14 protein-coding genes are annotated in these 12,883 nt (G+C 62.9%); 7 read left to right on the top strand and 7 right to left on the bottom strand.

The window, feature by feature from the left end; all coding sequences use genetic code 11:
* Positions 1-101: 101 nt before the first annotated feature.
* Positions 102-1,073: a mycothiol synthase gene (gene mshD / locus ACLRGI_RS04670; RefSeq protein WP_419200491.1), complete on the bottom strand. Its 972-nt coding sequence runs from the start codon at positions 1,071-1,073 to the stop codon at positions 102-104.
* Between the two features lie 228 nt (positions 1,074-1,301).
* Entirely contained in the window at positions 1,302-2,000 is a 699-nt protein-coding gene (locus tag ACLRGI_RS04665; protein ID WP_419200490.1) for a winged helix-turn-helix transcriptional regulator, read from the bottom strand.
* A gap of 260 nt (positions 2,001-2,260) precedes the next feature.
* Here ACLRGI_RS04665 and ACLRGI_RS04660 point away from each other — a divergent pair, with 260 nt between their 5' ends.
* From ACLRGI_RS04660 to ACLRGI_RS04630, 7 genes are all read left to right on the top strand, one after another.
* Positions 2,261-2,995 (top strand): permease, encoded by a 735-nt coding sequence (locus tag ACLRGI_RS04660; RefSeq protein ID WP_419200489.1) that lies wholly within the window; start codon positions 2,261-2,263, stop codon positions 2,993-2,995.
* Between the two features lie 166 nt (positions 2,996-3,161).
* Positions 3,162-3,761, top strand: a complete 600-nt coding sequence (locus tag ACLRGI_RS04655) for a nitrobindin family protein (protein WP_159733525.1) — start codon at positions 3,162-3,164, stop codon at positions 3,759-3,761.
* A 49-nt stretch (positions 3,762-3,810) separates the two neighbouring features.
* A complete protein-coding gene (locus ACLRGI_RS04650; protein WP_419200488.1) occupies positions 3,811-4,530 on the top strand; it encodes a flavodoxin family protein in 720 nt (239 codons plus the stop codon).
* A gap of 39 nt (positions 4,531-4,569) precedes the next feature.
* Positions 4,570-5,655 (top strand): CAF17-like 4Fe-4S cluster assembly/insertion protein YgfZ, encoded by a 1,086-nt coding sequence (ygfZ, locus tag ACLRGI_RS04645; protein ID WP_419200487.1) that lies wholly within the window; start codon positions 4,570-4,572, stop codon positions 5,653-5,655.
* On the top strand, positions 5,652-6,044 hold the full coding sequence (locus tag ACLRGI_RS04640; protein WP_419200486.1) for an ankyrin repeat domain-containing protein: 393 nt from the start codon (positions 5,652-5,654) through the stop codon (positions 6,042-6,044). The genes ygfZ and ACLRGI_RS04640 overlap by 4 nt, the downstream gene beginning before the upstream one ends.
* 118 nt (positions 6,045-6,162) lie before the next feature.
* On the top strand, positions 6,163-6,792 hold the full coding sequence (locus ACLRGI_RS04635; RefSeq protein WP_419200485.1) for a PadR family transcriptional regulator: 630 nt from the start codon (positions 6,163-6,165) through the stop codon (positions 6,790-6,792).
* A complete protein-coding gene (locus ACLRGI_RS04630) occupies positions 6,776-8,293 on the top strand; it encodes a DHA2 family efflux MFS transporter permease subunit (RefSeq protein ID WP_419200484.1) in 1,518 nt (505 codons plus the stop codon). Before ACLRGI_RS04635 ends, ACLRGI_RS04630 begins: the two co-directional genes overlap by 17 nt.
* Positions 8,294-8,398: 105 nt before the next feature.
* Here the strand turns inward: ACLRGI_RS04630 and ACLRGI_RS04625 are convergent, their stop codons facing one another.
* The 5 genes from ACLRGI_RS04625 to ACLRGI_RS04605 all read right to left on the bottom strand — a co-directional run bounded on the left by ACLRGI_RS04625 (position 8,399) and on the right by ACLRGI_RS04605 (position 12,776).
* A complete protein-coding gene (locus ACLRGI_RS04625) occupies positions 8,399-9,148 on the bottom strand; it encodes a GNAT family N-acetyltransferase (protein WP_419200483.1) in 750 nt (249 codons plus the stop codon).
* Between the two features lie 17 nt (positions 9,149-9,165).
* Entirely contained in the window at positions 9,166-10,191 is a 1,026-nt protein-coding gene (locus tag ACLRGI_RS04620; protein WP_419200482.1) for an ATP-dependent 6-phosphofructokinase, read from the bottom strand.
* A 198-nt stretch (positions 10,192-10,389) separates the two neighbouring features.
* Positions 10,390-10,638 carry a PspC domain-containing protein gene (locus tag ACLRGI_RS04615; protein WP_419200481.1) on the bottom strand — a complete coding sequence of 83 codons (249 nt, stop codon included), beginning with the start codon at positions 10,636-10,638 and terminating at the stop codon, positions 10,390-10,392.
* Positions 10,639-10,687: 49 nt separating this feature from the next.
* Entirely contained in the window at positions 10,688-11,176 is a 489-nt protein-coding gene (locus ACLRGI_RS04610; RefSeq protein WP_419200480.1) for a hypothetical protein, read from the bottom strand.
* 1 nt (position 11,177) lies between these two features.
* Positions 11,178-12,776 (bottom strand): PspC domain-containing protein, encoded by a 1,599-nt coding sequence (locus ACLRGI_RS04605; protein ID WP_419200479.1) that lies wholly within the window; start codon positions 12,774-12,776, stop codon positions 11,178-11,180.
* Positions 12,777-12,883: the final 107 nt, after the last annotated feature.

Genomic DNA, 12,883 nt, shown 5'->3' with positions numbered 1-12,883 from the left:
GGTTCTCCTAAGCTCAGGACGGGGTTTCCTCCCACATTACAAGCAATTGCCTTGCTCGAATCCAAGATGTCATCGGCTTTCCGGCAAGTGATCCCCGCAGGTTAATTTTTGGTTATGGGCCCATACATGACGTCGGTGTCCCAGCGAACAAAGCCGAGTTTCTGATAAAGGGCTACCGCTGCCGAATTGTCGGCGTCCACGTAGAGCATCACGGCGTGCAGATCCTGGTCCTGGAGGTGCTTGATGCCTGCAACCGTAAGGGCCTTGCCAAGCCCCAAGCCCTGCGCTGCCGGCGTCACGCCCACCACGTAGACCTCGCCGATGGCAGGATGCGGACCTTGCCGGGGGTGGACCTTCGTCCAGTGGAAACCCAACAGTTCACCTTCGGCATTCCCGGCCAGCAGGAAGCCTTCGGGATCGAACCAATCTTCAGCCTTGCGTGCCTCGAGGTCCGCCCGTGTCAGTGAACCCTGTTCGGGGTGGTGGGAAAACGCGGCACTGTTGGCGGCGAGCCATGCCTGCTCATCCTGGCCGGGCACGAAGGCGCGGATCGAAACACCGTCCGGGAGTCCGGCGTCGGGCAGTGCCGAGCTTGAAGACATCAGCCGCATCTTCCACAGTTCACGCACCGGACCATAGCCGAAGCGCCTGGCGAGCTCGGCGGCGGCCTCGTGGTTGCCGTGGGACCACGCGCCCAGTCCGTGGAGCCCCCGCTTGCCTTGGAGGGCGTCCAGGAGCCTTCCAGCCACACCCTGGTTGCGGTAGCTGGGGTGGACCGCAAGCTCCAGCACGCCGCTTCCGTCTCCACTTTCAACCACGACGGCGACGCCGGCCAGGTCATCAGCGGTAGCCGGATCGGAATCTTCGTCCGGGGCGTACAGGACGAAAGACAAGACCGTATGGTCGCCCGCGTCCACACCGCGCAGCATGACCAACGTCTGCTCGGAGAAGGGAGGATTACCGTCCGATTCCGCGGCAGCTGCGGCGAGGCTCTTGACGTCCCTCAGGAGCTCGGTGTCCAAGGCGCCGGCGATGATCAATACGGGCCAGTTTTCCGGGTGCGCGTGACTCATGATGTAAGGCTATACGTCCGGCGCAAGCCTGCTGATTTGATGTCACTTGAAATGGGAGGTAGTCTCGTTATCTCGTTCGGCTTTGCGGTTTGTCCCTAAGTCAGCGCAGGGGGGATCCACCAGTGGGGTGGCCTCGATACGTTCGACCCGTATGTCCTCCACCAAGAAGTAGAAGAGGCCAGGATCCGTGTGGATCCTGGCCTCTTCTTTGCTTGCTGCAGATACCGCTCAGGCCTCGGACAGCTCATCGTCCGGGAGGCGGACAAGAGTGAGCCGGTAGCCGACGTTGCGGACGGTGCTGATCAGGTTCTCGTGATCCACTCCGAGCTTGGCGCGAAGCCGCCGGATGTGGACGTCCACAGTTCGGGTGCCTCCGTAGTAGTCGTAGCCCCAGACCTCCGTCAGGAGTTGCTGGCGCGTGAATACACGGCCCGGGTGCTGGGCCAGGTACTTCAGAAGTTCAAACTCCTTGAACGTCAGGTTCAAGGGCTGCCCGCTAACACGGGCGGTGTAGCTTGCCTCGTCAATCACGACGCCGGCTGCCCGGATCTCGGTCTGGGCTTCCTCTTCGCCCGGCACGGCACGGGCCATGGCCAACCTGATGCGGGCCTCGACTTCCGCGGGGCCTGCGGAGTCCAGCACGATGTCATCAACAGCCCACGCGGACGAGACGGCAGCCATGCCGCCCTCGGTGAGGATCAGCATGAGGGGCGCGCTGAGGCCCGTGGCCTTCAGCAACTGGGTCAGCGACCGGGCCCCCACCAGATCCTTTCGGGCATCCAGGAAGACGATGTCCGTGGGGTCGGTTTCCAGTAGGGCTGTGGGTTCTGCCGGGAGGATGTGCACGCGGTGGTTCAGCAACTCCAAGGCAGGCAAAATGTCCACCGAAGAGCCGGTGCTGTTCGTTAGGAGCAGGATGTGCGACATAGTTCCTCCAATGGGCTGTACGCGCATCATCGGGCGTCGAAACCGGAGTCTCACCGGTCGGTCACAACACATCGGCAGCCTCTCCCGTTGTAACGGGATCGCGGCCAACACAGTGCGCTGTTGATGTCTGAGTATACCCATCAGTGCCCTAGGACACATGGATTCGTGACGGGCAAGCGCCGGAATTACGACATATTCGTCCGGCTTAAGGCAGGATTGTCGAGAGGTCGTAAGGCGCATCGGATTGAGGTCGGCACACAGTGAAGTCTTGGAGCATCGGGGTATTCGGACTCGTGGCGCTCGCAGCCATCGTGGCCAGCACCTTCGTTTCCCGGGAAGCCATGGTGGGGGTCGGCATCGCTGCGTCCGCGGCCGTGGGAATCGGCTGGCCGCATTTCCTGGGCGTCCCGGCCAAGAAAACGCTCGCCGCGGTCATCGCTCTGGCAGGCGCGGGATCGGCCGTCACTGCTGCCTACATGCCGGCGCCCGGGTTCCTGGAAGGCACACCTGCGTTCGTGGCTTTGGGCGTGATGGCGGTGTTCGTCGTTCAGCTGGTCAGGGGAACGGGGCAGGCCCAGCGGCTGGAATCAACACTTGGTTGCTCTGCCGGCGTGCTGCTGAATTGCCTCGGCGCGGGATGGATCGCCAGTGCGCGGTTCAACGGCGTCAAGGAGATGGTCCTCGTGGCCGGACTCAGTGCCGCGGTGGCCCTCCTGGTGGGCATTATCCGCTGGCCGGACCGGATCGTGGCTCCGCTCGGAGTGGTCATGGCTGGACTGATGGGGCCGTTGGCGGGCCTTGTTTTTTCGGATATCGCCGTGCTTCCCGCTGCTTTGGTAGGCGTGGTGATGGGATCGGTCCTGGTGTGCTTCCGGCGGATGACCACACTCCGGCGGGGACGGCTCAACATCCCGGCAGCGATAGGAATGGGCGTAGCTCCCGTGTGGGCTGTGGGGGCAATGGCTTACTTCATAGACAAACTACTCATCTTCTAACGGTTAGGATTGCATCATGTCTGTACTCGCATTTGAAATCTTCTTCCTCGTACTCCTTGGCCTGGCCAGCGTAGCCATGGCATGGTTTGCGGGATTTGTCGTTTACCGCCTTTTCAAGGGCCAGAAGTAAACCTTCCGGTCCTGCAGCCCAACAGAGGTAATCGTTGTGCCTATTGAGATCCCAACAGATCTGACGCCTGAACTTGTCCCTCTTTCCTGGCTCATTGGTGAGTGGGAAGGCCGCGGCCGGCTCGGCAGCGGAGACGAGGATTCCGAGCATTTTGTCCAGCACGTTTCCTTCACCCATAACGGGCTCCCGTACTTGCAGTACCGAGCCGAAACCTGGCTCAGCGACGACGCCGGCGAAAAGTTGCGCCCGTTGACCGTTGAGACCGGGTTCTGGGCGTTGGAAAGGAAGCTTGAAGAAGGCGACGGCGGCCCCGGCCTGATCCCGGCCGACATCGTCCCCGTCCTCAAGACAGCCGACGAAGTCGAGGAGCGCCGCAACAAAGAGGGCGGCTTCGACATTTCAGTGTCGATCTCCCACCCCGGCGGAATCACCGAGCTCTACTACGGCCAGATCAAGGGACCCCAGATCCAGCTGAGCACGGACATGGTGATGCGTGGAAGCCACTCCAAGGAGTACACGGCGGCCACGCGCATCTTCGGCCTGGTGGATGGCAACCTCTTGTGGCGCTGGGACGTCGCCGCCAGCGGCAAGGCCCTTGAAGCGCACGCCTCGGCATTCCTCCACAAGGTCTCCTGACCCGAGGCCTCACTGTACGTTCCACAGCAACCAGCAGAAGGAGCAGATAGTGAACCACCTCAAACCGGAGGGCTACAGCGGGCTGAAGGCTGTCTTTTTCAATGGCACACTGAAACCCTCGCCGCAGCTCAGCAACACTGATGGCCTGATCAAGATCAGCCGGGACATCATGGAGAAGCAGGGCGTCAGCACCCGTCTCATCCGGACCGTTGACCACCACATCGCCAGCGGTGTGTACCCGGACATGCGTGAGCACGGCTGGGAAACCGACGAGTGGCCGGAGATCTACCCGGATGTTCGCGACGCAGACATCGTGGTGATCGCGGGTCCCATCTGGTTGGGCGATAACTCGTCCATGACCAAGAAACTCATCGAACGGTTGTATGCCCACTCCGGCGAACTCAATGGCAAGGGCCAATGGGCCTTCTACCCCAAAGTGGGTGGCTGCCTGATCACCGGCAATGAAGACGGCATCAAGCACTGTTCCATGAACGTGCTGTACAGCCTTCAGCACATCGGCTTCACCATTCCACCCCAGGCCGACGCCGGGTGGATCGGCCCGGTGGGACCCGGACCGAGCTATCTCGATGAAGGATCGGGTGGTCCGGAGAGTGATTTTACTAACAGGAACGCCACCTTCATGACGTGGAACCTGCTCCACATGGCCAAGCTCCTGCGGGATGCCGGGGGTATTCCTGCCTACGGCAACCTGCCGGAGGAATGGAAAGCGGGCACTCGATTCGATTTCGAAAACCCGGAATACCGCTGACCACGGAATACCGCTGACCCGCAAGGACTTCTACTACATATGACTTACAAGAGCCCCCTGTTGTCGCGCCCTGGCGCCGTTGAAGATACCGGCCTGGATGCCGGCGTCGCGGCCCATTACGGCGAACCGCTGCGGGAGCAGCGCGCCTTGGCGACCGGTACCGCCGTCGTGGATCTTTCGCACCGTGGCGTGGTGACCGTGGCTGGCCCGGACCGGCTCAGTTGGTTGAACACGCTCTCATCCCAGCAGCTCACCAACCTCCAGCCCGGCGTGGCCAGCGAACTGCTGTTGCTCAGCGTCCAAGGCCGCATCGAGTTCGATGCCCGCGTTATTGATGACGGCGGCACCACATGGCTGATCGTGGAAGCGGTCGAAGCAGGGGCGCTTGCTGAGTGGCTGAACAAGATGAAATTCATGCTGCGCGTCGAGATTGAGGACGTTTCGGAGCAGTGGGCCGTGTTGGGCGCCACCAAGCCGGTGGAGCGGCTAGCCAGCCACTTGGTGTGGGAGGATCCATGGCCGCACGTTAGCCCTGGAGGTTACGCGTACAGCATCGTCCCCGAGGAATCGCACCCCGGCCTGGAACGCCCGTGGTTCGAGTATCTTGTACCGGCCGGCGAGCTGGAACAATCCGTGGAAGGCCTGCCATTGGCGGGTGCCATGGCGGCAGATGCCCTGCGGATTGCAGCGTGGCGGCCCCGCCTTGGTGCCGAGACCGACGAGAAGACGATTCCCCACGAACTGGACCTTTTGAGGACCTCGGTTCATTTGAACAAGGGCTGCTATAAGGGGCAGGAGACCATTGCGCGTGTCCACAACCTTGGCCACCCGCCGCGCCGCCTCGTGTTCCTGCAACTTGATGGATCACAGCACACGCTGCCGGCCGTTGGTAGTGTCGTATTTGTCGGGGAGCGCAAGGTAGGTACCCTGACATCGGTGGCGCAGCACTTTGAAATGGGACCCGTAGCTTTGGCCGTGATCAAGCGGTCCGTTTCGGCGGAGGAAACCCTCACGGTGATGGACGGCGAAGAGCTGTACATCGCAGCCCAGGAAGTGATCGTCGCCCCCGACGCCGGCCAAGTCGTCGGGCGCCAGACCGGCTTCCTGAAGGGACCCCACCGATGAGCCAAGCAACCGGCCCCGACGACGAAACGTTGGCCCTGGCCCACGCCTTGTTTGATGCTGCCCGCGAGGGGGACACCGAACTGCTTCGTGGCTACTTGAATGCCGGCGCGCCTGCCACGCTGACCAACGCCGCCGGCGACTCCTTGCTGATGCTGGCGGCCTACCACGGGCACGAGGAAGCCGTTCAGCTCATCGTCCATCACGGCGCTGACGTAAATGCCGCGAATGATCGCGGACAGACGCCTCTCGCGGGAGCGGTCTTCAAGGGATACACCGGCGTCGCCCGGGTCCTGCTGGACGCGGGAGCAGATCCCGACGCCGGAACCCCCACCGCGCGTGAGGCCGCCACGATGTTCGCCAGGTCAGAGATTCAAGACCTCCTGGGCTAAAAGCAGATATCGCCAGGGGGCCCGGTTGCTTGTCGGGAGGGCTTCCTGGCATTTCTTGCGTCCAGATACTCCACGTGGAATAGTTGTTGTGGAATATGTGATCGCTGAAGGGGTTGCGATGCCAAAAATCACTGAATTGACCCCGCTGGGTGTCGCCTCCTTGGCGCTCCTCGCAGAGGAACCCATGCATCCGTACGAGATGTATCAACTGTTGATGGCCCGCCATGAAGACCGTCTCGTCAAAGTGCGCCCCGGAACGCTCTATCACGCGGTGGGCCGGCTTGAGGAAAACGGGCTGGTGGAGGCCACGGGAACGGAACGCGAAGGCAACCGTCCCGAACGGACCACGTACCGAATTACCCCTGCAGGACATGATGCCCTCGACGCGCGGCTCCAGGCCATGCTGTCCACGCCCGTCAACGAATACCCTGTCTTTCCCCACGCGATCGCTGAAGCCCATCATCTTCCCGCGGCAGTGGTGATGGAACTGCTCGAGGAGCGGGTGGTGGCCCTCGGAGCTGATCTCGACTTCCTCGTCCATGCCGAGGCAACCGTCACGGCCAAGGGGCTGGACCGCAAGTACTGGATCGACATCACGTATCAACAAGCTATGCGCCGGACAGAGATCGCGTGGATCCGCGAACTCCTGGAGGAGCTGGGTAACGGGCGCCTGCCCTGGGATGAACCCCGGCCAACCCCAACAGAACTTTCACACAAGCCAAAGGAATCCCTTGGAAAACGTAGCTAAGCCGTGGCCCGCGCTGTGGTCATTGGTGGTGGGCTTCTTCATGATCCTCATCGACACCACAATCGTGTCGGTCGCCAACCCTCGGATCATGGAGGGCCTCAACACAGACATCAACGCCGTCATCTGGGTCACCAGCGCCTACCTGCTGGCCTATGCCGTGCCCTTGCTGATCACCGGCAGGCTGGGGGACCGCTTTGGGCCCAAGAACCTGTACCTGATCGGCTTGGTCGTCTTTACGCTCGCCTCGCTGTGGTGTGGACTCTCCGGTGACGTCACCATGTTGATCGCTGCGAGGGCCGTCCAAGGCCTGGGCGCCGCCATGATGACTCCCCAAACCATGGCAGTGATCACACGTATCTTCCCACCGGACCGGCGTGGTGCAGCCATGGGATTGTGGGGAGCCACGGCGGGAATGGCCGTGCTGATCGGACCGATCCTTGGCGGCTTGCTGGTGGACAGCCTTGGCTGGGAGTGGATCTTCTTCGTCAACGTCCCCATAGGAATCGTGGCCTTCTTCCTGGTGATGCGTTTCGTGCCGAAGTTGACCACCCACAGCCACACCTTCGACGTCGTGGGCGTGGTGCTGTCCGCCGTCGGCATGTTCCTGCTGGTCTTTGGCATCCAAGAGGGACAGACGTACAAGTGGGGAACCGTCACCGGCTTCATTTCGGTGTGGGGGCTGATCATCACGGGTCTCGTAGTCCTGGTGCTGTTTGTAGCCTGGCAGTGGATCCTTGAACGCCGCGGCGGGGAACCCTTGCTGCCGCTTGGCCTGTTCAAGGACCGTAACTTCTCCCTTGGCAACACCACCATCATGGCCGTCGGGTTCACGGTGACGGCCTTCCCGCTGCCCACCATCTTCTATTACCAGACCGTCCGTGGCCTGACGCCCACACAGTCTGCGTTGCTGATGATCCCCATGGCCGTTATTTCCGGTGCGCTTGCCCCCTTCGTTGGCAAGCTCATAGACCGCGCCAACCCGCGCTGGTTCGCATCGTTCGGACTCGTATGCCTGGCCGGGGCATTGTTCTGGACGGCATCGCTGTTGGGGCCGGACACGCCCATTTGGATGTTCCTGCTGCCCAGCGCGCTGCAGGGTGTTGCCAACGCCTTCATCTGGGGGCCGGTGTCCAACGCAACCACACGCAACCTGGAACCACGCCAGGCGGGCGCCGGTTCCGGCGTCTTCAACACCACCCGCCAAATCGGAGCTGTCCTCGGTTCGGCTGCCATTGCCGCCCTCATCCAGTCCAGGCTCGCCGCCGAGTTGCCCGCAGCACCCGCCGGGGCTCCCGTAGGGGAGGCGTCCATGAGCGGCGTGTTGCCCGAGGCCCTTCATGCAGGATTCTCGACGGCGATGAGCCAGTCCATCTTGCTTCCGGCCTGCGCGATTCTGCTGGGTGCCGTGGTGGCGTTGTTCTTTGGCAAGCCGAAGTCGGTCAGCGGTTGGGGCAATAAAGCCACTGGCGAACCGGCGGTACAGGAAACTGTCCGGAAGTAGGGCTTGTCCGGTGGCGGGACCAGCCCACTTTTGGGTTGGTCCCGCGCTGTTTTAGGGACTGTTTCCACCCCTATTAGCTCAAAGCCGGGCCAGTTCAGTTCTTGGTCAGCCGAGCAGTACGCTCGCGTGGAGCCCGCCTGTGGCAAAGCCAAGGCTGCGGGCCATCCCGAGCGCTCCGGTGTTGCTGACATCGGCCTTCCACTGAAGGGTCAGCCCGGATGCCAGCGCCTCATGAGCAGCAATTGACGCCGCCAGTGTCCCCAAGCCGCGCCGTCGCCATGGAGGCGCAACCAGAACGCCCATGTTGGCCAGGATGCCTTCCCACTCGGAATAGGCGCCGCAGGCAACAGGCGTTGGCTGATCCTCTTCCGGATGCATGATGGTGAACCGATGCTCGAGCCCTTGCAGGCCAACCTCGTTGGCGTCGTCCGGAGGGCACAAACCCTCCAGGCTGATCGCTTCCGGGTTGCCCTGCGACACCGTATGTTCGTCGGAGGGCTGCTGGAGCGGCAGATCGTCCGCAAAGAACAAGGCGGAGGAGCCGAGGCCGTGTCCGCCATGTGCCCGGGTGATGGTCAGCAGCGTCACGTGCTGAGCAAGCTCGGTGTCCGGGATTGACGCCGCCGCATCCAGCGCCCACTCCGGTCCAACGAGCGCCGAGACGCCAAAGAGGCGCAGGAAAACCAATGCCCTCGCAGAATCATCCACACGCGCAATACGGTTGCCGAGCTCGCCGGGGTCCGCCGCGGAAGTGGTGAGCCGGGCAGCCGCGGCAGCGAAAGCGTCGTCGTCGAGCCCCAAACGGCGAGCCCACGCCAGCTGGATGATGGCAGCAGACGTGGGCTCTAGAGTCATGGATTCAGCCTAGCGGACTACCCGAACAGGACTGACGCTTCGTCGTAGCGGTGTTGCGGTACGGTCTTGAGCTTGCCAAGTGCTTCCTCGAAGCCCACGTGGGAGATGTCCGTTCCCTTGAGGGCCACCATGGTGCCCCAGCGGCCTTCCACGACGGAGTCGATGGCGGCCATGCCCAGTCGCGTGGCCAGGACGCGGTCGTAGGCGGTGGGGACGCCACCACGTTGGATGTGGCCGAGAATGGTGGCCCGGGTTTCGATGCCGGTCCGCGCCTCGATTTCGGGTGCGAGTTGATCGGCGATGCCGCCCAGGCGGGGACGGCCGAAGGTATCGAGTCCGCGCTCGGAGTGCGGGGACTCCATGTGGTCCGGTACGAAGCCTTCAGCGACTACTACCAGTGGCGCACGGCCGCGGTCGTGGGCTTCCTGGACCCATTCGGTGATCTGTTCGATGCTCGCCTTCTGCTCCGGGATCAGGATGGCGTGGGCGCCGGCTGCCATGCCGGCGTGCAGGGCGATCCAGCCGACGTGGCGGCCCATGACTTCTGCAATCATGCAGCGGTGATGGGATTCGCCGGTGGTGCGGAGCCGGTCGATGGCCTCGGTGGCTATCTGCACGGCGGTATCAAAACCGAAGGTGTAGTCGGTGGCATCGAGGTCGTTGTCCACGGTCTTGGGGACGCCGACGATTCTCAGGCCCGCGTCGGTGAGGCGCTTGGCAGCTGCCAGTGTTCCTTCGCCGCCGATTGCGATGATGGCGTCAATGCCCAGGCGTTCCATGTGCGCCTTGATGACGTCCGGGCCGCCGCCGTTTTCGAACGGGTTGGTGCGGGAGGTGCCAAGGATGGTGCCGCCTTGCTTGGCGATACCTCGGACCATGGTGCGGGGGATGTCGATGACATCACCTTCAACCACACCTCGCCAGCCGTCGCGGAAACCCACGAACTCCTGGCCGTGGATGGCAATGCCTTTGAGGACTGACCCCCGGATCACTGCGTTGAGGCCGGGGCAGTCGCCACCGCTGGTAAGAATGCCAATTTTCATGTTTGCTCACTCATGGCTTGGAGGAATACGTGCAGAGCGCCACGCTGAGCTCCCAATGATTGTAGACGCGCATGTGGGGTGGGACACAAACGATTACTTTTGACCCTGGCCGTGCGGTAGTGGAAACCTGGCTGAAACAACGAAACGCCCGCCGGCCGGCAGGGCGTTTCGTTGATTTCGGACCGCTGCAACCTGCGACTACCGGGAACGTTGGCTGATGAAGGATTCGAGTGCGATCTTGTTGTTCTGGTCCGGCAGGATGAGCCAGCCGAGGATATAGACCACGAAGGCGGGGCCGGGCAGCAGGCAGAAGAGCAGGAAAGCGACCCTGACATACGCCACGTCTACCCCGAGCTTTGCTGCGATTCCTCCGCAGATGCCGCCGATCCAACGTTGCGGACCACGCTTCAGGCCGAAGCCCCTGACGATGCTGAAGAACTTGTCCATGGCTACACCCTTCCCTGTTGTGATTGCTTTGTCACGTCGTTGCGTCCGGTCATTTCGCCGGGCTCTTGGGTGTTCCGGAGCTCTTACGGGCCGCCACGAGGCCGCCGACCACCAGGGCTGCTCCCGCACCGATCATCAAGCCGATCAGTACATAGGTACCGTTCAGCGTGACCCAGCCGAGTGTTGAGATGACGATCAGTGCCGCGAGGGCGATCACAATCAACCCCCACACCACGGTGCCGATCCGTGCCTGCCGGGGTTCGTCGTCGTCCGGGTGCTCCACTTTGAAGGTGGGCTCCAACGGTGGCGTGAGCGGGATCTGCTGGAGGCTCGGCTTCGGAAGGGCTTCGGTGGGGCGCTTTTCCCGGGGCAGGGCCTCCGTGGGGCCGGTTTCGGTAGTACGTGGTTCCCCGCTACGTGCTTCCTTGGGCCGCGGTTCGGTTGGCTGCGCTGGTTCGGTTGGCTGCGCTGGTTCTGTTGGCTGTACTTGATCTGTTGGCTGTGCTGGACGTGCTTTGCCAGTCTCGTTGGTGCTCATATCAGTTTCCTTCCTGAATGGTCACGTTGCTGAACGTGCCGTCAATTTCCACCACGAGGTTGGCGCCCGGCTTTTCGGTGTTGTAGAGCGTTCGCTCGTCCTGAAGGCGGCCCCCTCGGTCTGTTCCACGTTCGTTGAGGTTGCCGAACGTCATGTCCGCCCTGACCTCCACGGGGACGTCATCGGGAATGATGACGGTGACATTGCTGGCCGTGGCGTCAACCGGAATCAGTAACTCGGAGACCAGGGGCGGCGTCAAGGTGATCTCGCTCAGGTCCACCACCCCTTGTGCGCCGGTGACATTGATGCCTTGCCGTGCCTGTTCCACGCTGGTGGGGGCCCAGTTCACGTCGTGGAAAGTGAATCGGTCACCGTCTCTGGGGACTACGTTGAATATCCCGCCAATGACCAAGGCCGCCACGGCGAGGAAACCGAGGAACCCCGATGTCCGCCCACGGAGCCCGGCGACGAGGATGCCCAGACCGAGTACTGCTGCACCTGTAGCCCAGACCACTGCGTTACCCGAGTTGCCCAGATCAATGACGTTTCCGGCGTCGAGCGCTTTCAACGTGCCGCCGGCGAGAAGTGCCGCACCGGCAGAGACCGAAACGATGGCGGCCCCCGGACCTCTCCGCTTCGGAGCGGCGGGCTTGGGCTGCCAGCCTTGCGGGGGAGTGGAACCGTAGGGAGGACGCGGGCCGGAAGGCATGGACGGGCCCGATGGACCGTACGGCCCGGACTGGGGAACCGGCCCGGAACCGTGGCCAGCTGCCGGGCCGTAAGCACCACCCGCAGGTTGCCCGTAGCTCTTGCTGCCGGGCTGGCCAGTGCCGTAGACAGGCACGCCGGTGTTGGTGCCGGTGGAGGTGGAAGCGAACGGCCCAGGCGTACCGTAGGCGGCTGTGCTGCCGGAAGAGTAGGGCGTCGCGGAATAATTTTGGTGGCCCACAGGCGGAGTTCCCTTCGACGCTTTGTTGCGCTGGACCAGGAAGTAGATCAGGTAGAACACGCCGCCCATCCAGAAGAGCGTCCAGAACAGGCCGGGAAGTCCGTCCCAGCCCCAGCCCCAGAAACCGCGGCCCAGGCTCGGCAAACCGATGATGGTGGTGATCAAGGCACCGGTCATGCCCCCGGACCAACGCCCCGCAGCTGCTTCCTGAACGTGGATGCGTCCGTCAGGCTCGGGCAGGAGCGCCCAAGCCACGCCGTACAGCAGCACGCCAACGCCTGCGAAGAGTGCCAGGACTATGAAGATGCCCCTCACTATCAGGGGGTCGATGCCAAACCGGTGTGCCACCCCGCTTGCGACGCCACCGATCCAACGATCCGGTCCCCGGCGGATGCCCTGGTTGCGGATCCAGTCGAAGAAGTTCTGCTGGGAGGTTGCGGTAGCATCGCGGGCCAGCGGGTAGCTGCCGCTGGCGTCACCGGTTCCCGAAGGAGCGCCGGACTCTCCAGCGGCACCCGAAGGAGTTCCCGAAGGTCCCCCGGACGTGGCACCGGGGGTGCCGGTGGAAGCACCGGTGTTGGCGCTGGAGCCGGATGCGCCGGCTGTGCCTGGCGTTTCGGGTTCCTCTGGATTCATGCTGTTCGCGTTCATACTTCGATCCTGCCTCCCGGACCACCCTGCCCTCTACTGGGGGATACCCTGAATGATCCCTGAGGGACCCCCGAAGAACGCCGGTTTCCGGTCCGGGGCACCGGCGA

Origin of the sequence: Paenarthrobacter sp. PPS72 (genome assembly GCF_048537125.1) — a bacterium.
Classification (GTDB): Bacteria; Actinomycetota; Actinomycetes; order Actinomycetales; family Micrococcaceae; genus Arthrobacter; species Arthrobacter nitroguajacolicus_E.
This window is presented reverse-complemented; position numbering and strand designations above follow the sequence as displayed.